The organism is Brevundimonas bullata (genome assembly GCF_003350205.1).
Taxonomy (GTDB): Bacteria; Pseudomonadota; Alphaproteobacteria; order Caulobacterales; family Caulobacteraceae; genus Brevundimonas; species Brevundimonas bullata.
Map to the genome: position 1 here is coordinate 59,355 of NZ_QLLC01000006.1, position 21,838 is coordinate 81,192.

The 21,838-nt window shown below is 66.5% G+C and carries 19 protein-coding genes; 4 read left to right on the forward strand and 15 right to left on the reverse strand.

Annotation, left to right across the window (positions count from 1 at the left end; translation table 11 throughout):
* The first annotated feature begins 3 nt into the window (after positions 1 to 3).
* On the forward strand, positions 4 to 2,943 hold the full coding sequence (gene uvrA / locus DXK21_RS04260) for an excinuclease ABC subunit UvrA (protein ID WP_114816535.1): 2,940 nt from the start codon (positions 4 to 6) through the stop codon (positions 2,941 to 2,943).
* A 26-nt stretch (positions 2,944 to 2,969) separates the two neighbouring features.
* On the opposite strand, the gene DXK21_RS04265 is transcribed toward uvrA, so the two are convergent.
* On the reverse strand, positions 2,970 to 3,863 hold the full coding sequence (locus tag DXK21_RS04265; protein WP_114816536.1) for a hypothetical protein: 894 nt from the start codon (positions 3,861 to 3,863) through the stop codon (positions 2,970 to 2,972).
* A gap of 21 nt (positions 3,864 to 3,884) precedes the next feature.
* Positions 3,885 to 4,811 (reverse strand): hypothetical protein, encoded by a 927-nt coding sequence (locus DXK21_RS04270; RefSeq protein WP_114816537.1) that lies wholly within the window; start codon positions 4,809 to 4,811, stop codon positions 3,885 to 3,887.
* Between the two features lie 116 nt (positions 4,812 to 4,927).
* Here DXK21_RS04270 and trmFO point away from each other — a divergent pair, with 116 nt between their 5' ends.
* Positions 4,928 to 6,340, forward strand: coding sequence for a methylenetetrahydrofolate--tRNA-(uracil(54)-C(5))-methyltransferase (FADH(2)-oxidizing) TrmFO (gene trmFO, locus DXK21_RS04275; RefSeq protein WP_114816538.1), 1,413 nt, complete (start codon positions 4,928 to 4,930; stop codon positions 6,338 to 6,340).
* A 138-nt stretch (positions 6,341 to 6,478) separates the two neighbouring features.
* On the opposite strand, the gene DXK21_RS04280 is transcribed toward trmFO, so the two are convergent.
* Positions 6,479 to 7,684 (reverse strand): MFS transporter, encoded by a 1,206-nt coding sequence (locus DXK21_RS04280; RefSeq protein ID WP_114816539.1) that lies wholly within the window; start codon positions 7,682 to 7,684, stop codon positions 6,479 to 6,481.
* Positions 7,685 to 7,752: 68 nt separating this feature from the next.
* On the opposite strand from DXK21_RS04280, the gene DXK21_RS04285 reads away from it, so the two are divergent.
* A complete protein-coding gene (locus DXK21_RS04285) occupies positions 7,753 to 8,244 on the forward strand; it encodes a MarR family winged helix-turn-helix transcriptional regulator (protein ID WP_114816540.1) in 492 nt (163 codons plus the stop codon).
* Here DXK21_RS04285 and DXK21_RS04290 read toward each other — a convergent pair.
* The 12 genes from DXK21_RS04290 to DXK21_RS04345 all read right to left on the reverse strand — a co-directional run bounded on the left by DXK21_RS04290 (position 8,241) and on the right by DXK21_RS04345 (position 19,696).
* On the reverse strand, positions 8,241 to 8,867 hold the full coding sequence (locus DXK21_RS04290; RefSeq protein ID WP_114816541.1) for a squalene/phytoene synthase family protein: 627 nt from the start codon (positions 8,865 to 8,867) through the stop codon (positions 8,241 to 8,243). The two genes, DXK21_RS04285 and DXK21_RS04290, sit on opposite strands and share 4 nt — an antisense overlap.
* A gap of 40 nt (positions 8,868 to 8,907) precedes the next feature.
* Positions 8,908 to 9,528, reverse strand: a complete 621-nt coding sequence (locus DXK21_RS04295) for a hypothetical protein (RefSeq protein WP_114816542.1) — start codon at positions 9,526 to 9,528, stop codon at positions 8,908 to 8,910.
* Between the two features lie 91 nt (positions 9,529 to 9,619).
* Positions 9,620 to 10,588, reverse strand: coding sequence for a protein translocase subunit SecF (secF, locus tag DXK21_RS04300; RefSeq protein WP_114816543.1), 969 nt, complete (start codon positions 10,586 to 10,588; stop codon positions 9,620 to 9,622).
* Positions 10,588 to 12,183, reverse strand: coding sequence for a protein translocase subunit SecD (secD, locus tag DXK21_RS04305; protein WP_114816544.1), 1,596 nt, complete (start codon positions 12,181 to 12,183; stop codon positions 10,588 to 10,590). The genes secF and secD overlap by 1 nt, the downstream gene beginning before the upstream one ends.
* Positions 12,184 to 12,225: 42 nt before the next feature.
* Positions 12,226 to 12,540 carry a preprotein translocase subunit YajC gene (gene yajC / locus DXK21_RS04310; RefSeq protein WP_105562350.1) on the reverse strand — a complete coding sequence of 105 codons (315 nt, stop codon included), beginning with the start codon at positions 12,538 to 12,540 and terminating at the stop codon, positions 12,226 to 12,228.
* A 148-nt stretch (positions 12,541 to 12,688) separates the two neighbouring features.
* Complete coding sequence (locus DXK21_RS04315) at positions 12,689 to 13,792, reverse strand: peptidoglycan DD-metalloendopeptidase family protein (protein ID WP_114816545.1); 1,104 nt, start codon at positions 13,790 to 13,792, stop codon at positions 12,689 to 12,691.
* Between the two features lie 152 nt (positions 13,793 to 13,944).
* Entirely contained in the window at positions 13,945 to 14,274 is a 330-nt protein-coding gene (locus DXK21_RS04320; RefSeq protein ID WP_114816546.1) for a GIY-YIG nuclease family protein, read from the reverse strand.
* Positions 14,275 to 14,355: 81 nt separating this feature from the next.
* Complete coding sequence (locus tag DXK21_RS04325) at positions 14,356 to 15,000, reverse strand: protein-L-isoaspartate(D-aspartate) O-methyltransferase (protein ID WP_114816547.1); 645 nt, start codon at positions 14,998 to 15,000, stop codon at positions 14,356 to 14,358.
* Positions 14,997 to 15,785 (reverse strand): 5'/3'-nucleotidase SurE, encoded by a 789-nt coding sequence (gene surE / locus DXK21_RS04330; protein WP_114816548.1) that lies wholly within the window; start codon positions 15,783 to 15,785, stop codon positions 14,997 to 14,999. Before surE ends, DXK21_RS04325 begins: the two co-directional genes overlap by 4 nt.
* Positions 15,786 to 15,918: 133 nt before the next feature.
* The gene (serS, locus tag DXK21_RS04335) at positions 15,919 to 17,388 is read right to left on the reverse strand and encodes a serine--tRNA ligase (RefSeq protein ID WP_114816549.1); all 1,470 of its coding nucleotides are present in this window, start codon (positions 17,386 to 17,388) and stop codon (positions 15,919 to 15,921) included.
* A gap of 140 nt (positions 17,389 to 17,528) precedes the next feature.
* On the reverse strand, positions 17,529 to 18,824 hold the full coding sequence (locus DXK21_RS04340) for a cytochrome b/b6 domain-containing protein (protein ID WP_114816550.1): 1,296 nt from the start codon (positions 18,822 to 18,824) through the stop codon (positions 17,529 to 17,531).
* Between the two features lie 167 nt (positions 18,825 to 18,991).
* Complete coding sequence (locus tag DXK21_RS04345; protein ID WP_114816551.1) at positions 18,992 to 19,696, reverse strand: YceI family protein; 705 nt, start codon at positions 19,694 to 19,696, stop codon at positions 18,992 to 18,994.
* Positions 19,697 to 19,877: 181 nt separating this feature from the next.
* On the opposite strand from DXK21_RS04345, the gene mutL reads away from it, so the two are divergent.
* Positions 19,878 to 21,791, forward strand: coding sequence for a DNA mismatch repair endonuclease MutL (mutL, locus tag DXK21_RS04350; protein WP_114816552.1), 1,914 nt, complete (start codon positions 19,878 to 19,880; stop codon positions 21,789 to 21,791).
* The last annotated feature ends 47 nt before the right edge of the window (positions 21,792 to 21,838 follow it).

The following is a 21,838-nucleotide window of genomic DNA, read 5'->3' on the forward strand; positions in this document are numbered from 1 at the left end:
TCCATGACCGAAAAGCACAACTTCATCCGCGTTCGCGGCGCCCGCGAGCACAACCTCAAGGGCGTGGACGTCGATATCCCGCGCGAGAAGCTGGTCGTCATGACCGGGCTGTCGGGGTCGGGCAAGTCCTCGCTGGCCTTCGACACCATCTACGCCGAAGGCCAGCGCCGCTACGTCGAGAGCCTCTCCGCCTATGCGCGTCAGTTCCTGGAACTGATGGGCAAGCCCGACGTGGACCTGATCGAGGGCCTGTCCCCGGCCATCTCCATCGAACAGAAGACCACGTCCAAGAACCCGCGCTCGACGGTCGGCACAGTCACGGAAATCCACGACTACATGCGCCTGCTCTGGGCGCGCGTCGGCGTCCCCTATTCGCCCGCCACCGGCCTGCCGATCGAGAGCCAAACCGTCAGCCAGATGGTCGACAAGCTGACCGCCCTGCCAGACGGCGAACGCATCCTGCTGCTGGCCCCCGTCGTTCGCGGTCGCAAGGGCGAGTACAAGAAGGAGATGGCCGAGTGGCAGCGCAACGGCTTCCAGCGGGTCAAGATCGACGGCGAATTCTACGCCATCGAGGACGCGCCGACGCTCGACAAGAAGTTCAAGCACGACATCGACATTGTCGTGGATCGCATTGTTACCAAAGCAGGTCTTGAGCCTCGCTATGCCGACAGCATCCAGACCGCGCTGAACCTGGCCGACGGCATCGCCACCGCTGAATGGGCAAATGCGCCCGAGGGCGAAGAGCCGCGTCGGATCGTCTTCTCCGAAAAGTTCGCCTGTCCGGTCTCGGGCTTCACCATCAGCGAGATCGAGCCGCGGCTGTTCTCGTTCAACAACCCGTTCGGCGCCTGCCCGACCTGCGACGGCCTGGGGGTCAAGCTGGCCTTTGACGCCGACCTGGTCATCCCCGACCGCGACAAGACCCTGCACAAGGGCGCGGTGGCCCCTTGGGCGCGCGGCCCCTCGCCGCTCTACACCCAGACCCTGCAGTCCCTGGCCCAGCACTTCGGCTTCTCGATGGACAAGGCCTGGCGCGACCTGCCTGAACAGGCGCACCGCGCCATCCTGCACGGCACCGGGTCTGAGAAGATCAAGTTCGTCTATGACGACAACGCCCGCAAATACGAGGTCTCAAAGGCCTTCGAGGGCGTTCTGCCCAACCTTGAACGCCGCTGGCGCGAGACCGACAGCGCCTGGGTCCGCGAAGAGCTGGGCCGCTACCAGTCCGAGACGCCCTGCGAAGTCTGCGGCGGCAAGCGACTGAAGCCCGAGGCCTTGGCGGTCAAGGTCGGCGGGTCTGACATTGCCGAGATCAGCTGGCTCTCGATTTCAAAGGCTTACCTCTGGTTCTCCTCCTTGGAAGAGAGCCTGACCGCCAAGCAGGTCGAGATCGGCCGCCGCATCCTCAAGGAAATCACCGACCGGCTGCGCTTCCTGAACAACGTCGGCCTGGACTACCTCAGCCTGTCGCGCAGCTCCGGCACCCTGTCGGGCGGAGAGAGCCAGCGCATCCGCCTGGCCTCCCAGATCGGTTCGGGCCTGACCGGCGTCCTCTATGTGCTGGACGAACCCTCTATCGGTCTGCACCAGCGCGACAACACCCGCTTGCTGGAGAGCCTCAGGGGCCTGCGCGACCTCGGCAACTCGGTCCTGGTGGTCGAGCATGACGAGGAGGCGATCATGACCGCCGACTATGTCATCGATATGGGCCCGGCCGCCGGCGTCCACGGCGGCGAAATCTGCGCCCAGGGCACGCCCGCCGAGGTCATGGCCAACCCCAACTCCCTGACGGGACAATACCTGATCGGCGCGCGCGAGATCGAACTGCCGCCCGAGGGCCGCCGCCCGGTCGACCGCAAGCGGATGCTGAAGATCAGCGGCGCCACCGGCAACAACCTCAAGAATGTCACCGGCGAAATCCCCGTCGGCCTGTTCACCTGCGTCACCGGCGTATCCGGCGGCGGCAAGTCCACATTCACGATCGAGACCCTGTACAAGGCCGCCGCGCGCCGCCTGCACAACGCCTCGGACGCTCCGGCCAACTTCGACCGGATCGAGGGGCTGGAGCAGTTCGACAAGGTCATCGACATCGACCAGTCGCCCATCGGTCGCACCCCGCGCTCGAACCCGGCCACCTATACCGGCGCCTTCAATCCGATCCGCGACTGGTATGCGGGGCTGCCGGAGTCCAAGGCGCGCGGCTATGGCCCGGGCCGTTTTAGCTTCAACGTCAAGGGCGGCCGCTGCGAGGCCTGTCAGGGCGACGGCGTCATCAAGATCGAGATGCACTTCCTGCCCGACGTCTACGTCACCTGCGACATCTGCAAGGGCAAGCGCTACAATCGCGAAACCTTGGAAATTGTCTTCAAGGGCAAGAGCATATCCGACGTTCTGGATATGACGGTTGAGGAAGCCGCGCGCTTCTTCAACGCCGTGCCCTCGATCCGTGACAAGATGCTGACGCTGGAGCGCGTGGGCCTGGGCTACGTCAAGGTCGGCCAGCCGGCCACCACCCTGTCGGGCGGCGAGGCCCAGCGGGTCAAGCTGTCCAAGGAGCTGGCCCGCCGCGCCACCGGCAAGACCCTCTACATTCTCGACGAGCCGACCACGGGCCTGCACTTCGAGGATACCCGCAAGCTGCTGGAGGTGCTTCAGGAGTTGGTCGACAACGGCAACACCATCGTCGTCATCGAGCACAACCTGGATGTCATCAAGGTCGCCGACTACCTGCTGGACTTCGGTCCAGAGGGCGGCGACGGCGGCGGAGAGATCGTGGCCTTCGGCACGCCGGAACAGGTGGCGGACAACGCCGCCAGCTGGACCGGAAAGTACCTCAAGGAGGTGCTGGATCGCCACGAAGAGCGTCGCAAGGCGCGCGTGGCCGCCCTGCCTGAGGTTCTGAAAGCCGAGAAGAAGCCCCGCACCCGCAAGAGCGCCTGACCGGATCGGTCAGGCGTCTCGCCTCATCAGGCGTGCGGCGCGCCCTTGAGCTGCAGATAGGCGGCCGAGAACGGGGCGTACATGATCACGATCTGGGCCGCCGACAGGACGGCTTGGACCACCAGCGAAACCGCCAGCATGGGCCCAAGGGCGCTCAGCAGGCTGGGAACGCTGGCGCCTTGCATGGCCACCAGCTGTTCTGAGCCGCCCACCATCAGACTTAGCGGGGCGGCCACAGCCGAGCCCAGCAGGCCGACCAGCATGGCCATGATCCCGGCGATGATCGCCGTGCCCAGCAGCGGCCAGAAGACCTTCTTGCCCGTCATGGCGAAGGCGGGCTTTAACATGATCCGTCCCTCGGCGAACGTGCTCGGCACGACCAGGCTGAGCCGAACCGACAGCCAGATCAGCAGGCCGATAATCGCCAGCGACAGCACAACCACGACCAGCCACAGCGCCGGAAGGGCCATGGCCCCCGCGGTCGCCAAGGTCACAATCATGAAGCCGGCGAACGTCACGGCGAACATGATCAGGGATACGAGCAGGCTGGCCCCCAGCACCCGAAGTTCGTCCTTGCCGACGCGCAGGTAGCCGAACCTGCGGTCTTCCGGGCGAATGACCGAGCGAGCGATGGCGGTGCTGATCACGGCGCTGAACAGCAGCCCCAGCGGCATGGCCCAGCCGATGATGACGCCATAGGCCTGTGCGAGCCGCTCGACATCTTCTGGCGAAGGCTCTGTCTGCCCCTGCGCCTGCATCTCGGTGATCACCGACAGCACGGTGACGAAGTGCGGTCCGACCAGCAGGAACATCAGCCCGATGAAGACGGCATAGGCCGCAGCCCATGACAGGACGGCCAAGGGCGCGCGTCGCGTCAGGCGAAAACCTTCAAAGGCGCAGTCGGTAGCGGGAAAAGTCATGCAGTCGTCCTTGATTCCCGATCAGTCTAGCCCAACCGCACGCGTTTCGTCCTGCGGCGCTTGCGCCAACAGCGACCGACAGGCTTCGGCATAGGGCGCCATCATCACAGTGCTCAAGAAGCCTTGCAGCCAGGACAGGGGTATGAAGGCCGCCAGCGCCCAGGGGATCAGCACGCCCCAGTTCACCGTCGGCGGCGCGCCGTTTTCCAACATGGCGGCCAGACTAAAGACATTGATCCCGGCGACAAGGAACAGAACCACAGCGATGATCGCCAGCAAGGCCAGTTCGATGGCCAGAACGATCCCGACGATCGCGAGGCTCAGCCCCAGCAGTCGCAGCACCTGCCCCTTTGACAGCCTCCACCCCGCCACAAAGGCGAAGTCGTTCAAGGCCACGCTGGCGGGCATGATCAGGCAGGCCCGCAGGATGACGCACCAGACGGCCACTCCCGCCACTAAAGCCGTCAAGAGGCCCAGCATAACCGCGGCCATCTCTGAAACGAACCACAGACCCGCGCCGATGGCGAAGGCCAGCAGCCCGATCACGATAGCGGCGGCGTAAAAACCTACGATCATGGCCAGTCCGACAACAGCAACCCGCACCTCGTCCATGCCGACCTTCAACCCGGCGAAGGGCGCCGGACGCTCGGGGAAAAGCACGGCCCGGAAGATGGCGGCTGTCACCACGACCCAGATCAGCGCCTGCACGATGTTCGCCAGCCCCGACAAGGCCTGGAACTGAATTATCTGCCCGATAACGGCGGCGGAGGGCTCGTGCGAAGCCATGTCCGCCAAGGCTATCGACCCGAACACACGCAGCATCAGCGCCCCGATCAGTAGCGAGGGCGCAACGGACGCGACACCCCAGGCCCAGACCTGCAACGGCCTGCGGCGCGTCAGTCTGAAGCCGGAGGCCAGGGCCTGGCCGATGGAAAACGCCGTGGTCATGACTGGCTCCTCTGAACCGCCGTCTTAAGCCACGCCATATAGCACGCGCCACCCCGTCGCGGCTTGCGTGCTTATGACAGGCTGACGGAAGGCTCCGGGAAGGCTAGAAGGCCGCCATGTCGAACGCAGCCCCCTCCGCCCACCCCATCCCCGCCCCCGTGCATGTCATCGGCGGCGGCCTCGCCGGTTCCGAAGCCGCCTGGCAGATCGCCCAGGCGGGCGTGCCCGTCATCCTGCATGAAATGCGCGGCGTGCCGGGCGTGAAGACCGACGCCCACCACACCGACGGCCTGGCCGAGCTGGTTTGCTCCAACTCCTTCCGGTCTGACGATTGGGAATATAACGCCGTCGGCCTGCTGCATCAGGAAATGCGCGAACTGGGCTCGATCATCATGGCGGCCGCGGGCGATCATCAGGTCCCGGCGGGCGGCGCCCTGGCAGTCGACCGCGACGGCTTTTCGCAATCCGTCACCGCGCGGCTGGAAGCCCATCCGCTTGTCACCATCGTGCGCGAGGAAATCGACGGCCTGCCGCCAGAGGACTGGGGCAACGTCATCGTGGCCACCGGGCCCCTGACCTCGCCCGCCTTGGCTGAGGCCATCCTGAAGCTGACGGGCGAGGAAAGCCTCAGCTTCTTCGACGCCATCGCCCCCATCATCCACGCCGACAGCATCGACTTCGACATCGCCTGGCGTCAGTCGCGCTATGACAAGGAAGGCCCCGGCGGAGACGCCGCCGCCTACGTCAACTGCCCGATGAACAAGGCGCAGTACGAGGCCTTCATCGACGCCCTGCTGGACGGCCCCAAGGCCGAGTTCAAGGAGTGGGAGAACGTCCCCTACTTCGACGGCTGCCTGCCCATCGAGGTCATGGCCGAACGCGGTCGCGAGACCCTGCGTCACGGCCCGATGAAGCCTGTCGGCCTGACCAATCCGCGCGATCCGAAGGTCAAGTCCTACGCCATCGTCCAGCTGCGCCAGGACAATGCGCTCGGCACCCTGTTCAACATGGTCGGCTTCCAGACCAAGCTGAAACACGGGGCGCAAGCCGAGACCTTCCGCATGATCCCGGGTTTGCAGAACGCCCAGTTCGCGCGCCTGGGCGGCCTGCACCGCAACACCTACCTCAACAGCCCGCAACTGCTGGACAAGCAACTGCGCATGAAATCCATGCCGCGCCTGCGCTTCGCCGGCCAGGTCACGGGGGTCGAGGGCTATGTTGAAAGCGCCGCCATGGGCCTGCTGACTGGACGCATGGCCGCAGCCCAAGCCCTGGGCCGCGACCTGTCGGCGCCGCCGCCGGAAACCGCCATGGGCGCCCTGGTCGAACACATTACCGGCGGCCACCTGGAAGGCTCCAAGTTCCAGCCGATGAACATCAACTACGGCCTGCTGCCCCCGCTGGAAGCGCCGAAGGTCGATGAGGACGGCAAGCGCATCCATCCCAAGGAACGCGGCCGCGCCAAGAAACGCCTTCAAAGCATCCGCGCCATGGCCGCACTGAAGGCCTGGCGCGACGCGGCGGCCTAGATCTCCACCTGCAAAACTCGTCACCCTCGGGCTTGTCCCGAGGGTCCATCATTGCAGCAAGCTCGAAGGTGAGACTAACGGCGCCCGAAACCTGCCATGGACCCTCGGGACAAGCCCGAGGGTGACGGCACTTTAAAATCAGCGCAGCTTGGGCAGGCCCGGCCGGAACGCCAGCGTCATCGCGCCCAGAAACACCACGCCCACGCCCATCAGAATCCAGGCCCCCGTCAGGTCGGCCATGTGGTCGCGCAACAGGCCGGCGGCCAACGGCGACAGGCTGGCGATGATGTAGCCGCCGCCCTGGACGAAGGCGAGCAGATCGCCGGACCGGGCCGGATCGTCAATCTGGTCCATGGCCAGGATCAGGGTCAGGGGGAAGATGGCTCCAATCCCCAGCCCCATGATCACCACGACCGGAACCGCCAGGGCCACCGGCGCGACCACCAGTCCCGCCAGACCGATCAGGGCCAGCACCAGCGCCGTCAGAATCGGCCCGCGCCGGTCGGGGAAGCGTCCGATCAACAGCGACACGAGGATACCGGCCATGACCTCGGCTCCCGTCATGCCGCTGAGCAGATAGCCCGCCGTCGCCCTCGCCTGCCCAAGATCGACATAGAAGGGCGGCAGCCAGGCCAGCACCAGCGTATAGGCAGAGGTGCCCAGCCCCATGATGACGATCAGGCTCCACGCCCGCCCCTGACGCCAGAAGGGAATCTCGGGATGGACCACCTCAATCACAGCGTTTCGGTCGGGCTCCTCCGCCGCCGGATCGCGTGCGGCCAGCAGCCAGACGACCGCCGCCACGAAGGCCGGGACGCTCCACAGCGCCAGGGTCCAGGCCCAGCCCACCGCCTCGGCCAGGCCCGCCGCCGTCGCCGCCGCGATGGCCGCCCCGCCCATGATGCCTGTGGTGTAGAGCGCCATCACCGTGCCGAACCGCGTCGGAAAGGCGCGCTTGATCACGACCGGCGCCAGGGCCTGAATCAGGGCGACGCCCACGCCGACGACCGCCGCGCTGGCGATCAGGGCCGCCGTTTCCGTCAGCACGGCCCGCACCAAACAAGCCCCGCCGATCAGCAGCGCGCCGAGCAAGATGCCGCGCCGCTCGCCCAACCGCCGACGCAAGGGGCGGATCGACAGGGCGCCGAGGCCGATCATCAGCACCGGCAAGGTCGTCAGCAGACTGGCGGCGGTGGAATCCATCCCTGTCGCGCCCTCGATCAGGTCCAGCAGCGGTCCCACCGCCGCCATCGCCGGGCGCAGGTTGAGCGCCAGGGCGAAGATGGCGCCGAGCAGCAACAGGGATGCGCCGCGCGCCGGCTCGGCTTCGGACCGTGCGATCATGATAGGAGACTCCACTGGAAGATCGCGCTAGTCTCTCGACCTCAAGTATCTCGATGTCAAGATAAGTCATGCCCGACAGAGCCGCCCGCGCCGCCGCCCAATGGGCCGTCCAGCGCCCCGAACTCGACATGCTGCCGATGGAGGTGCTGGGTCGCCTGAACGAGGCCTCGCAACTGGTGGTGCGCGAACGCCAGACGCCCCTGTTCGCCCGCTACGGCCTACAACACGGCGAGTTCGACGCCCTGGCGACGCTACGCCGCTCGGGCGCACGCGAGGGACTGACGCCGACCGCCCTGTTCGAGGCGGCGATGATGTCGTCTGGCGGCATGACCGCCCGCATCGACCGGCTGGAGAAGGCGGGTCTGGTCGAACGCGGCCCCCATCCGACCGACCGCCGCGCCACCCTGGTCCGCCTGACCGACAAGGGCTTCAACCTGATCGAATCCATCATGCCCAGCCACGAGGAAACAGCGCGAGACATCCTCGCGCCACTCTCACTTGATGAACAGAAGACCTTGAACGCCCTGCTGGCCCGCCTGATCGGCGGCCTCTGCGACTAGACGCGACCGCGCAGCACCGCCCACAGCAGACGGAGACGTTTCAGCGGTTCCGGGTGCTCAAAGCCCGCCAGCGCGGCATGGGCAATAGCGGGAAAGGCAGCGGCGGGCAGAGTTCTGAGTGCGGCGTTGGCGGCTGCGCGCAGCGTCTTTGCTTCATCCGTCCGGCCGGTCTGCGCCAGGCCCCACACGCGCCCAGACTTCACGACCAGGGCGTCATGCTCCTCGCCTGCCAATATCCGGGTCGCGACCTGCATCGGGCCGACATAGAAGGCTTCCAGGTCGTGCGGCTCGCCGTGCACCCGACCGATGTGAGCCTCGATCAAGGCGTCGAAGGGCGCGCGATCCAGATGCCGGCGCGCGACGGCGGCGGTCAGGGCCTCCAGCACGGGATGGCCGACGCGAGGCGTGTTGGCGAAAACGCCCTCCATCTGCTCGGACCACCACGTGTAGCGCATCTCGGCCAGCATGGGCTGGGTGACGCGGGTGGGAATGGCCAGGAGCTCCGCCTCGAAGGCGTAGAGGGCGATCAGGTCCGCGCGCGCCTGTTCGTCAGCCACAAACCGGCTGGACAGCCAGCGGTCAGGGTCGGCGGCGCGGACCTGGGAATCGAGATCAACAGTCATTGCGCAAGGCCATCGGCCATTGCGCAAAGCGGTGCAAGCCTCAGCTGAACAGGGTCTGATACATGGCCATCGAGGTAAGCATCGGCAGGGACAGCAGAAGGTTGGTGCGGCTGCCCAGCATGGCGATGCGGGCGGCCCTGGCCTTCTTGTCATCATCGACGACGACCATGCCGAGGGCCCGCTTCTGGTTTGGCCAGATCAGCCCCCAGACGTTCAGGAACATGACGATGGCCAGCCAGACGCCGATCCCCATCAGGGTAAACTGCTGATCGCCCGCGTTCAGACCGCCCGCCAGGCCGAAGCTGAGCACCTCGACCGCATAGACGTGGCCGCGCGTGAACATGACGGCCAGACCCGCCAGCACCGTCACCAGCGCCGACCAACGGAACCAGAACAGGGCCTCAGGCGCGATATGCTTGCTGACGGCGGGCTTCAACTCGGCGGGGATCGAGGGCATGACCCGGATCTGCACGAAGTTGAAATAATAGAGCAGGCCGATCCACAGGATGCCGGCCACGACGTGAACCCAGCGGAAGGCCGCCTGGGCGAAGCCGAGATCAAAGCCGCCCGGCGCGATGCGGCCGAAGGCGAAGATCATGACCCCCGCCAGCACGATGCTGAGCAAGAATGTCGTTCTGAAGTTTGAAAGCAGTTTGGCCATGCGCCCCTCCCCGGGTCGGAATCAGGAAGCGTGACCTTACTCCTCCCTCCCCATCGGGGGGAAGGAGGAGCATTTTCAGGTGAGCAGCGCCTTAGGGACGGCTGGCCATGCCGAACTTGACCGGCTTGGTGTCTTCGTCGAGGGAGCCACGCTTGACGCCCCACAGCAGGATGATCGGCGCGCCGACGTAGATCGACGAATAGGTTCCGATGATGATGCCGGCCATCAGGGCGATGGAGAAGCCGAACAGGGCCTCGCCGCCGAAGATCGCTAGCGCAGCCAGCACCATGACGGCGGTGACGCCGGTGATGATGGTCCGCGACAGGGTCTCGTTGATCGACAGGTCGATCACCTCGCGCAGGGGCATGGTCTTGTACTTGCGCAGGTTTTCGCGCAGGCGGTCGAACACCACGACCGTATCGTTCATCGAATAGCCGATGACGGTCAAAATGGCGGCGACCATGTTCAGGCTGAACTCCAGCTTGAACAGAACGATCAGACCGAAGGTCAGGATCACGTCGTGGACCAGACCCGCGATGGCGCCGAAGCCGAACTGCGGCTCGAACCGGAACCAGATGTAGCCGAACATCAGCAGAATGGCTGCGCCCAGAGCCAACAGGCCGCTGGTGAACAGCTCGCCCGAGACCTTGGAGCCGACGACGCTGGTGCCCGAGAAGGCGACCTGGCCGACAGCGTCGGTGATGCCCTTCTGAACGCGCGTCACGACGGCGGTCTGATCCTCGTTGTCCGGCACCTGGAAGCGGACGATGGCGCGCTGGTCGCCGTCGATGTTCTGGACCTGGACCTCGCCCAGATCGAGATTGTTCATCGCTTCGCGAACCTTGCCCGCGTCAATCGACTGGCCGGCCGGTGCAGTCATTTCCATGACGGCCCCGCCCTTGAAGTCGATGCCCATTTCAAGGCCGGGATAGAAGCAGGCGACGATCGAGGCGACGCACAGCACGAGCGACAGGATGCCCGCGGGCAAGGCGTACTTCACGAAATGGAAGTTCGTCTTGTGCGGCAGCAGTTTGATGAAAGGCCATCCACGCATCGCCATCACTCCGCGATCGGCAGTTTTTTGGGCTTGGCGACTTTGAGCCAGTACCCAAGCAGGACCTGGGCGACCATCACCGAGGAGAACATGGAGGTGAACACGCCGATGGTCAGCGTCCAGGCGAAGCCGCGCACCGGCCCGGCGCCAAAGGCGAACATGATCAGCGCCGCGACCAGGGTGGTCAGGTTGGCGTCGATGATGGTGCCCATGGCCTTGTTGAATCCGGCGTCCATCGAGGCGATGACCGAACGCCCCGCTCGTGCTTCATCACGCATCCGCTCATAGATCAGAACGTTAGCGTCAACGGCCACGGCGAAGGTCAGAACCAGACCGGCAATGCCCGGCAGGGTCAGGGTGGCCTGGAACAGCGACATGGCGGCCACGATCAGGATGCCGTTCAGCATCAGACCCAGAACCGAAACGCCGCCGAACAGGAAGCCGTAGGAAAGGATCATGAACAGGACGATGATGGCCGCGCCGACTGCGGTCGAAATCTGACCCGCCTTGATAGCGTCCGCGCCCAGTTCGGCGCCGACCACGCGACGTTCCTCGACCTTCAACGGCGCCGGCAGGGCGCCGCCGTTCAGCAGGTTGACCAGTTCCGAGGCCGACTGGATCGTGAAGTTGCCGGTGATCTGACCCGTGCCGCCGGCGATGGCGCCCTGGATCGTCGGCGCCGAAATGACCTTGCCGTCCAGGATGATGGCGAAGGGCTTGCCGATATTCTGGGCGGTGGCTTCACCGAAGCGACGTGCGCCCTGACCGTCGAAGCGGAAGTCGATGGCCGGGCGGCCGTTCTGGTCCGAGCCGACGCCGGCGCGGGTCAGGTTTTCACCCGAGACCAGCACGCGCTTCTTGACCAGATAGGGCGTCCCGTCTTCACCGACCAGCAGTTCCGAATCCGGCGGCACGCGGCCCGCCATGGCGTCCTGCAAGCCGGTCGCGCTGACATCGACCATCTGGAAGGTCAGTTGCGCCGTCTGGCCGATGACGCGTTCCAGCGCCGAGGGATCGCTCTCGCCCGGAGCCTGGACGACGATGCGGTCGGCGCCCTGACGGGTGATCGAGATTTCCTTGGTGCCGGTGCTGTCGATCCGGCGACGCACGACTTCGATCGACTGATCCACCGCCGTCGCGCCCATGGCGGCCAGGGCCGCGTCGGTGAAGGCGAAGCGGATGCGGTTGTCGCTCAGACGTGTGACGACACGATCCGACTGGCCTTGCGGCGCGCCGGTCATAGCCAGATTGCGAAGTGCAGTCAGGGCGGCGTCGTATTGCGCGCCCTCGCCGACGGTCACGACCACGCCGCCGGCTTCACGCTGCAGGCTGCCGATCGGGATCTTCTGTTCGGCTAGAGTGGTGCGGACGTCTTCGACCAGGTTGGTGACGCGCTTCTCGCGCATCGCCGGGACATCGACTTCCAGTAGCAGGTATGACCCGCCCTGAAGGTCGAGGCCCAGGTTCAAGCCCTGCTTCGGCATCCAGCCCGGCAGAGCCTCGCGCTGAGCGGGCGTCAGGACATTGGGAAAGGCCAGCAGCAGCCCGACAAGGAGCGACAGCACGACCAGGGTGACTTTCCAGCGTGAAAGCTGAATCATGTCAGAGCTCTATTTCGGGCGGGCTTCAGCGGCGAAAGCCGCTCAGCCCTTGTCGTTGGCGGCGATGGCGGTGCGGTTGCGCACTTCGGCGATCATCGACTTGACCACGCGGACGTTCACGCCCTGCGAAATCTCGACCATGGCCTCGGCGTCTTCAACGCGCGTCACCTTGCCGACCATGCCGTTCGACAGAACGACTTCGTCGCCGCGCTTGACGCCGGCGATCAAGGCCTGGTGAGCCTTCATCCGCTTTTGCTGCGGGCGGATCATCAGGAAGTAGAAGAGGATGAAGATCGCGACGATCGGCGCGATCTGCACCACGATGGCCATCAGGCCGCCTTCGGAACCAGTAGGCATGGAAACTCCCCGAACCGGGCCAACCTCGAAACGGGGGCCCCATTAAAATGAGGCGCGGAACCTAGGGCGCGCCGTGCCGATTTGCAACGCGGCCTGACGTCTCTTGCGTGAAGGCGATGCCGTCCGGACACGCCGGGCGGCTATTTCGTCAGCGCGGAAGGACGCCCAACGGATCGACAGCGACTGGATCATCGCCGCGCATCTGACGCGTCTCGAAGTGGATCGAGGGGCGCCCGTCGCCCGCCGTCAGGCCGACGGTGCCGATGGCCTGACCCGCGCGGACCTCGGCGCCGTCTCGCACTGTGGCCGAGCCCAGATGGCCATAAACAGTGCGCCAGCCGTCCCTGTGGACGATCAGCACCGTCAGCCCCTGCCCCACCAGATCATCGCCGACATAGGCCACGCGCCCGGCGGCTGCGGCCTTGACCTCGGTCCCGGCCGAGGCGCCGATGTTGATGCCGTTGTTACGCTCGCCCATGCCGACGGGGCCGAAGCGGCGCAGGATATCGCCGCGAACGGGCCATTGCATGGCCAGGGCCTGACCCACGGCTGCGCCCTGCAGCGGCGAGGCCGGCGTAGAAGACGTCATCGCCGGCGCGCGCGAGGGCGGCAGGGCGGCGTTGCCGCTGGGGGGCGGAGGCGGCGGCGGAATCACTCCGTTGTTCGGCGTGCGCACCCCGACCGGCGACGGCCCCGTGGCGTAAGGGTCCGAACCGGCGTCGACCGCACTGTCCGGCAGCATGATGCGCTGCCCCACGCTGATGGCGCCGCGCGGCCCCAGGCCGTTCAGGTCGATCAGCGTCTGCACCGGGGTCTGGAAGCGACGCCCGACGCCCGAAATCGTGTCGCCGGGCTGGATCACATAGGCAACGCCGGGGATAACCGGGCCGCTGTTCGGTCGCGACGGCGTCGTGGGGCTGGGGGCGACGGGCGCGCTGGTCGAGGGATAGGCCGGACCGCCGGCGGGCGGGAGACCGCCGCCCTCGACCGATCCTGTCGGCGCACGGACGCCTTGTTCTTCATAAGGACGCGCGGGCGGCGGCGTCTGCAGCTGAGCAGGCTGGGCGTAATAGGGATTGTTGCTCGGATAGCCGCCCGGCTGCTGCGGCTGCGCCGGATAGGCGCCCTGCCCGCCGACTGGCGTGGGCCGAGTCGAATAGCGCGGCTCGTCGGGATAGGTCGAACACGCCGCAACCGTCAGCGCCCCGCCGACGACGACCGTCGCCCTGATCCAGCTCGTGAAGCCGCCCATGCGCCCCTCCTTCTTAACCGTGATTTCGCTTGTCCCCCGGTTTGCCCCGGAAGCGTCGCCAAGCCAACCCGCCAAACGGCGCCAAAGTGGGGCGGAAAGGTTAACCGGGGGCCGATCTCACCACCTCGGTCATCCCGGAAAACGCGCAGCGTTTATCCGGGACCGCCCAGAACACCGCCCTCAGACTTGAATGCCGCCTCCCACAGATCCTCCCATTCGGGATTCATCCGCTCAACCAGGCCAAACTTCCAATCTCGTCGCCAGCGCTTCAGCCGCTTTTCAAAATTGATCGCGGATTCAGCGTCGTCAAAAACCTGATACCAGACCAGCCGTCGCAGGCCCCATTGGCAGCTGAAGCCCGAATAGGTCCGATCCCGATGTTGCTGGATGCGACCCAGCAGGTCCGATGTCACGCCGACGTAAAGCACGCCCCGCGTCGTGTTGGTCACGATGTAAACGGTGAAGAGCCTGTCTTCGCGCATGAGCGCACGGTAGCGCTTCTGGCGGTCCCGGATAAGCCCTGCGGGCTTTCCGGGATGACGATAAGGGGGAGCGGGCCGTCCCTACCCCTCCTTCGCCAGCCCTTCGACCAGCGGCACGAAGCGCACTTCGCACAGGCTTTCGCGGCGGAAGCTGCCGTCGTCCTGGCCCGTATAGCGGTTCAGCATCTGTACCGAGCCGCGGCCCACCGGCGCGACCAGAACCCCGCCCGGCTTCAACTGTTTCAGCAGTTCGGTCGGCTCATGCGGCGAAGCCGCCGTCACCATGATCCGGTCAAAGGGCGCCTGTTCCAGCCAGCCCTGCCCGCCGTCGCCGTGGCGGGTGAAGACGTTGTCGACGCCCAGCAGCTTCAGCTTGGTCTCGGCCTCGGTCAGCAGGCTCTTGTAGCGCTCCACCGAATAGACGAACCGCGCCAGGCGGCTCAGCACCGCGCACTGATAGCCGCTGCCGGTGCCGATCTCGAGGACGCGGTGACGCGGCCCGACCTCCAGCGCCTGGGTCATCAGGCCGACGATATAGGGCTGGCTGATCGTCTGGGCGCAGTCGATCGGCAGGGCCTGGTCTTCCCAGGCCTGATCCAGAAACTTCTCGTGGACGAACAGCGAGCGGTCGATGGATTCCATCGCCTTCAGCACCCGCGCGTCGGTGACCCCCTGCCGCCGCAGCGACAGGATCAACCGGCCCGCACGGTCGTCCGACAGGCTCATCCGGCGGGTCCTTTCGGCGGGGCGCCGCCCAGCACCTTTTTCAGATCGTTGACGCTGCGCATGTGCGTCAGGTCGATATGCAGCGGTGTGACCGAGATCCGGCCCTCATCCATGGCCCGCAGGTCGGTGCCCTCGGCGTGCTCCTGCGGGGCGCCGCGGAAGGCCATCCAGTAGTAGTCGCGACCGCGCAAATCGGTGCGTCGGATGGCGTGCATCTCGCCGATGTCGCGGAAGCCCTGCTTCGTCACCTCGACCGCCTTGACCAGTTCCGGCGGCAGCTTGGGGAAGTTGACGTTCATGACCACGCCGTCCTCCCACTTCTGCTCCAGCAGCCGCGCGATGATGCCGGGGGCGAAGGCCTCGGCCGTCTCCCAATGCGCCACCACGTCGTCGTGGAAGCGTTCCAGCGACTGCGACAGGGCGATGGAGCGGATGCCGAAGGCCATGCCCTGCAACGCGCCGGCCACCGTGCCGGAATAGCTGACGTCCTCGCCGACGTTGTGGCCCCGATTGACGCCCGACAGCACCAGATCGGGCCTCTCGGGCATCAGGTCGTTGACCGCCAGGATGACGCAGTCGGTCGGCGTGCCGGTCACGGCGAAGCGCTTGTCGCCCAACTGGTTGACCCGCAGCGGCTCGGTCAGGGTGATCCCACGTCCCTTGGCCGACTGCTCGGTCTGGGGCGCGACGACCCAGACGTCATCCGACAGGGTGCGAGCGATCTTCTCAAGACATTCAAGGCCTTCCGCCTCGATGCCGTCGTCGTTGGTGAGCAGAATTCTCATAGGCACGTCATCCCGGCCGTAGCGCAGCGAAGAGCCGGGACCGCCAGAGACGCTCCCATTTCAGTCCATTGTGTCTTGAGCGGTCCCGGATAGACGCTTCGCGCCTTCCGGGATGACGCTGTAGCGAAGGTGGTCACGAAGCGGCGCCCACCGTCGTCAGGCCGCCCATATAGGGCAGCAGCGCAGCCGGCACGGCGATGGAGCTGTCCTCCTGCTGATAGTTCTCCATCACCGCGACCAGGGTGCGGCCGACCGCCAGGCCCGAGCCGTTCAGGGTGTGCAGGAACTCGGTCTTCTTCTCGCCCGCGCGCTTGAACCGGGCGTCCATGCGCCGGGCCTGGAAGTCGCCGCAGTTCGAAACGGAGCTGATCTCGCGATAGGTGTTCTGGCTGGGCAGCCAGACTTCGAGGTCATAGGTCTTCTGCGCCGCGAAGCCCATGTCGCCCTTGCACAGCAGTACCTTGCGATAGGGCAGCTCCAGCGCCTGCAACACCGCCTCGGCGCAGCCGGTCATGCGCTCGTGCTCGGCGTCCGAGTCTTCGGGTCGGCAGATGGAGACCATCTCGACCTTGCTGAACTGGTGCTGGCGGATCAGGCCGCGCGTATCGCGCCCCGCCGACCCGGCCTCTGCCCGGAAACAGGGCGTCAGCGCCGTCAGACGCATGGGCTCCGCCACCTCATCCTCGCCCAGGATCTGCTCACGCACGATGTTGGTCAGGGAGACTTCGGCGGTGGGGATGAGCCAGAAACGACCGGACTGGGCATCGAAAATTTGAGCAAGCTCGGCATCCGGGATTTCAAGGATGCTGTCTGCTGCTTCCTGTCGCTTGATCAGTTCCTCGCCGTGCTCCGCACTACCGTTCCAGATGCGCATGAAGGCGTGCCGCTGGATGGTCGATACGTAATCAGAAGCGGTCTGCTGACCGTTGAAACTCAGAAACTGGTCGTCACGAAACTTCGGCAACTGCCCCGTGCCGAACATCGCCTCGTCGCGCACCAGATAAGGCGGGTTCACTTCCAGATACCCGTGCTTATCCGTCTGCAGGTCCAGCATGAACTGGCCGATGGCGCGTTCCAAACGCGCCAGCTGGCCCTTCAGCACAGCGAAGCGCGAACCGGACATCCTGGCGGCGGCTTCAAAGTCCAGCAGGCCCATGGCCTCGCCCAGATCGGCGTGATCCTTGGACGGGCCGGTCGTGCGGGGCTCCCCCCACTTCAGAACTTCGACGTTGTCGTTCTCGTCCTCGCCGTCCGGCACGTCGGCGGCCGCCAGGTTCTTCAGCCCCGCCAGCAGGTCGCGCAGTTCGGCGCCCTTGGCGGCTTCGGCCTCGCCCGCCTCGGCGATGTCGGTCTTCAGCGTCTCGACCTCGGCCTTCAGCCGGTCGGCCTCGGCCATGTCCTTCTTGCCCATGGCGGCGCCGATGGCCTTGGAGGCGGCGTTGCGCTTGGCCAGGGCTTCCTGCCCCTTGGTCTGGGCGGCGCGCAGGTCGATGTCCAGCGCCAGAATGCGCGCCACCACCTCGGCGGCGTCCTCCACCCCGCGCGACGACCAGCCGGCGACGAAGGCTTCGGGGTTGTCGCGGATGGCTCTGATGTCGTGCATGGCGTCAATCTTCGGACGTTCGAGAAGAAGCCGAAGGCTGTAACGCCCCAAGCGGAGTCGGGCAAACCCCTAAGCGCTGATCCGGCGCCTCTCCGTCATCCCGGATCGCCTCTGCGAGGCGTCCGGGATGAAGGTGAAGGTTAGCGCGACGCCTTCACCCTGATCTCCACTCCGATCGCCTTGGACACCCAGTCCCCGCTGGCGTCGGACATCATGCCGAGGTCCAGCGCCGTGCGGTCCAGCTCCAACCGGCCCGCCACGGTCGCGACACCGTTCGCCTCTTCAAAGGTGAAGGGCAGGACCACAGGCACGGTCGTCGTCTTGATCCGCAGCGTCCCCGTCGCCTCATAGCGGTCGCCGCCTAGGGCCTTGAACGAATTTGCCTCAAATCGCGCAGTCGGATAGGCGGTCGGGTCCAGCCATTCCGCGCCGGACAGGGAACCCTCCTGCGTCGCGTCGCCGGTCTTGGCCGTGCCGGTCTTGACCAGAACCACGGCCTTCGACCCCGCCAGATCGGCCGGATCAAACCAGACCTGACCCTCCCACTGCTCGAACCTGCCCTTGAAGGCCTTGCCCGCGTGGGTCCCGGTGAATGCGATGCTCGAGGCCGCCTTGTCGATGGTCCAGGCCGCCGCCGTGCCCGGCGTGACCGCAGCCTCGGCCTGAGCGGGCGCCGTCGCGACGGGCGCCTCGGCCCCTGCCCCGGCCTCCAGCGGCGCAGGCTTGGCCGCAATGCCGCCCGCCACGGCCAAAACCGCGATGAAGCCCAACCCGGCCAGACGCTCGGACCAGCTCAACAGGGACTTGGGCTCGGGCGCAGTCCGCCCTTCCCCATGCTTCAGCACCGGGATCATATGGGCCAGAACCCCGTCGCGATTGATGAACTGGTGCTTCAGCGCCGCCCCGACGTGCAGAGCGATCAGCACGACCGCACCCCAGGCCATCAGCCCATGCGCCCCCATGGCCTGATAGGCCACGGCCCGGCGCAGGCCCGCAGCCGCCTCGCCGATGAAGGGCAGATGCGGCACGGTGAACAGGCCGAACCAGCTGGTCGCCACAGCCAGCGGCGCATCCGTCGCAACGGCCCAGCCGGTCGAAACATAGAGCCAGCCGGTCAAAGGCAGGGCCAACATCAGGCCATAGAAGGCCGCATGGGTCGCCCGCGCCGCGAACCTCTCCCAGGTCTTCATCTCAGCCGGCATCCCCGGCGTCCGATGCGTCAGCCGCCAGACCAGCCGTAGCGCCGTCAGCGCCAGGATCAGGAAGCCCACCGACTTGTGAATCTGGAACACGCGATAGGCCAGCGCCTGGCTACCCGGCTCATTGATCGCCTCGCTCATCCACCAGCCCATCGGGATCATGGCGAAGATGGCGACCGCGATGGCCCAGTGCAGGGCGATGGCGACGGGGGTGTAGCGGCTGGCGGACGCGGACATGATCGAACTCGCAGGCTCACAAAATACATCCGTCATCCCGGACGCCTCGCAGAGGCGATCCGGGACCCAGGCGGCAGAGCCAGACGCCATAGCCTCCAGTCTCTATCCGACGCCTGGGTCCCGGATCAGCCTGTCGGCTGTCCGGGATGACGGCGAAGGGTCAGCTGTTAGGCGGCTGGGGCAGCTGCGGCCGGAGCGACCTGCTGCAGGAACTCGCCGTCAAAGCGGATGGTGGTTTCGTCGCCCACCGGACCGACGGCCATGCCGAAGTCCGAGCGCTTGAACTTGCCTTCAGCCGCGAAGCCGAGGGTCGGAACCTGCATGAAGGGGTGCTTCTCGATCTCGCCGTTGAAAGTCGCGTCCAGCGTCACCGGCTTGGTCACGCCCAGGAAGGTCAGGTCGCCCGTCACCTTGGCCGTGCGCGGACCGGTCAGCTCGACCTTGGTCGACTTGAAGGTGATCTGGGGGAAGGCGCCGGCGTTCAGGAAGTTCTTGTTCCGGGCGATGTCCTCGCTCCAGCTCTTGAAGCCGGTGGCCGCGTGGGTGCCGGTGTAGTCGCCCGGATAGTTGGCGTCGACCGAGGTCGGGTCGATGCTGACCTCGACGGTGCTGTTGGCCAGGTTGGCCGGGTCCAGCGTGATCTTGGCGTCAAACTTGTTGAAGCGGGCGGTGTAGTTCGAAATCGTGTTGTGGCCGATCGACCACTGCAGCGAAGCGTGGGTCGGGTCCATGACATAGACGCCGGCCGGGGCCTTCAGCTCGACCGGAGCGGTCGCAGCGGCGTCAGCGGCGGGGGTCTTGTCAGCGGCGGGTTGGCTGCAGGCGGCCAGCAGGGCGAAGGCGGAAACGGCCAGAATATGCTGCATCTTCATGGGGAGGACCTCGTTGAATGTTCAGGACTGGACACGAGGCCCAGATACGGTTCGTCTATCCGTCGGCGCGCCGCTCGGACTGCAACAGTATAAGTTGCGATTGCTGACCTTCAAGCCCCGTTCGTGCAAAAATGCGGATTGAGGTGCGCCCCGCGCGTCGCCCGCCTATCTTGCGACTCACATGCCCATTCGCCGCCTCCCCCCCGAAACCGTCAACCGCATCGCCGCCGGCGAGGTGGTCGAACGCCCCGCCAGCGCCATCAAGGAGTTGGTCGAGAACGCGCTGGACGCGGGCGCCTCGCGTGTCGAGATCCAGGCGGACGGCGGCGGCCTGACCCGCATCCTGATCGCCGACGACGGCAAGGGCATTCCGAAAGACGAACTGCCGCTGGCGGTCGAGCGCCACGCCACGTCCAAGCTGGAGCCCGACGACGCGGGCGACGTGGACCTGTTGCGTATCTCCACCCTCGGCTTCCGCGGCGAGGCCCTGCCCTCCATCGGCTCGGTCGCCCGCCTGACCATCACGACGCGCGCCCGCGATGAAGGCGAGGCCTGGGCCGTCACCGTGGACGGCGGCGATCAGAAGGTCGTCGCCCCCGCCGGATTCCCCGGCCCGCACGGCGCCCGGGTCGAGGTCCGCGACCTCTTCTACGCCACGCCCGCCCGCCTGAAGTTCATGAAGTCCGAGCGGTCCGAGGCCATGGCCATCTCGGAAGAGATCAAGCGTCAGGCCATGGCCCACGAGGCCGTCGCCTTCACCCTGTCGCTGGATGGCAAGGTGACGCTGCGCCTGCCCGCTGAGCATCCCGGTTTCGAAGGCCGCCTGAAACGCCTCGGCGCCCTGCTGGGCCGTGACTTCGAGGCCAACGCCCTGCTGATCGATCAGGAGCGCGATGGCGTGCGCCTGTCCGGTTATGCGGGCCTGCCCACCTATTCGCGCGGCAATGCGGCGCATCAGTTTCTGTTCGTCAACGGCCGTCCGGTGCGCGACCGTCTGCTGCAAGGCGCCCTGCGCGGCGCCTACGCCGACTTCCTGGCCCGCGACCGGCATCCGGCGGCGGCGCTGTTCCTCGACATCGACCCGCTCTACGTCGATGTGAACGTCCACCCCGCCAAGGCCGAGGTTCGCTTCCGCGATCCGGCTCTGGTGCGCGGCCTGATCGTCGGCGCCCTGCGTCACGCCCTGCACGCCGCCGGCCACCGCGCCTCGACCACGGTCGCCGCCGACGCCCTGTCGGGGTTCCGCCCGCATACGGGCGAGGCCCTCTACAGCCCCACCTCGCCGTCAGCCCAGTCCTTCGGCCAAGCAGCGCCCGGCTGGAGCGGCTGGCAGGGCTGGTCGCAACCGGCCGCCGCCGCTCAGAACCTGCCCGGCCTGAACGAACGCTCCGCCCGCGTCGAGCACACCTGGAGCGGCGAAGCCGCCGCGCCCAGCTTCCGCACCCTGGGCGAGATCCAGGCCGAGCATGCGGGCCAGCTCGCGCCCGGCGCCCAGACGCCGCCCGACCTGATCGACTACCCGCTCGGCGCCGCGCGCGCTCAACTGCACGGCACATACATTGTCGCCCAGACCCGCGACGGCCTGGTCGTCGTCGATCAGCACGCCGCCCACGAACGTCTCGTCTATGAGCGGATGAAGACCCAGATGGCCACCGGCGCCGTCACCCGTCAGGCCCTGCTGACGCCCGAGGTCGTCGAACTGGACGCCGCCGAAGCCGAGCGCGTCGCCGCCAAGGCCGAGGAACTGGCCGAGATGGGCCTGATCGTCGAAGCCTTCGGGGTCGGCGCGGTGCTGGTCCGCGAAACCCCGGCCCTACTGGGCGACACCGATGTTCAGGGCCTGATCCGCGACATCGCCGACGACCTGTCCGAACACGGCGCCGCCCTGTCGCTGAAGGAGCGGATGGCCGAGGTCTGCGGCACCATGGCCTGCCACGGCAGCGTCCGCGCCGGCCGCGTCCTCAGCGCCCCCGAAATGAACGCCCTGCTGCGCCAGATGGAAGCTACGCCCCACTCCGGCCAATGCAATCACGGCCGCCCGACCTACGTCGAGCTGAAGCTTAACGACCTCGAAAAGCTGTTCGGGCGTAGGTGATCCCCCCTTCCCCGCTCATCCCGGCGGACGCCGGGATGAGCGGAGCA